This is a genomic window from Tenacibaculum soleae (genome assembly GCF_030549005.1).
In the GTDB taxonomy this organism is placed as follows: domain Bacteria; phylum Bacteroidota; class Bacteroidia; order Flavobacteriales; family Flavobacteriaceae; genus Polaribacter; species Polaribacter soleae.
In genome coordinates this window covers 1-746 of the sequence record NZ_JAUOSW010000034.1, presented here as the reverse complement: position 1 = coordinate 746, position 746 = coordinate 1, and the positions used below count along the sequence as shown (strand labels likewise).

Below are 746 nucleotides of genomic sequence, written 5' to 3'. Positions count from 1 at the left end.
ACGTTGGCAAACATTTGATGAACAGCATAGAATTTAATAAATATTGGGATTTAAATTATCCTGAATCGAATCAAATCGGACACGAATTAAAAAGTGTTTATCCGAAAAGATGGCTACGAATTCATAGTTTACCCGAATCGAAAAGATATGCGGAATCGGAAGATGAATATCAGATAATACTGAATAGACAAAACAAACTGATTTCTGAACTAATTGGAGAGAATACGGAAATAATAATTGTGTCTGGACAATACGAAACGGAATTGACCGACAAAATCTCAACCGAATTATCTGAATACGGAGAATTTAAAAAAAGCAGAACGATTGAACTTCATAAAACTTATCCCGAAGAATATGAGGAGGATTTTTTTTATGATGTTTATTTCAAACCTGATACTTGGAGAATTAATTCTCAAAACAGACTGTTGAAAAATATTGCGGACGACGAATTTCGAGCAATGTTCGTTTGTCCTAAAAGGAATTGTATTGTTTTACCTTATGATGGTGGAATGGACATAATAGTTGATACTCAAGAAAAAAGAGACAAATTAAAAACTAAATATAAAGATTGGCTTTCAGAACGAGAAGATGGAATGTAGTGGAAATAAAAAACGATTTGCCAACACCGTGTATAATTCATTGCTGCTACTCGCCTACTTGGAAATTCCTTTGGAATTTCCTCTGGTTCGTTTTTGTTTACTAATTTAGTTGCTGAAACACGCAACGAAATCATACACAAACACGTT

1 protein-coding gene is annotated in these 746 nt (G+C 33.1%); it reads left to right on the top strand.

Annotation, left to right across the window (positions count from 1 at the left end; genetic code table 11):
- On the top strand, window positions 1–599 hold a 599-nt coding region (locus Q4586_RS13975; protein ID WP_303530009.1), incomplete at its 5' end, for a DUF3885 domain-containing protein.
- Window positions 600–746 lie beyond the last annotated feature (147 nt).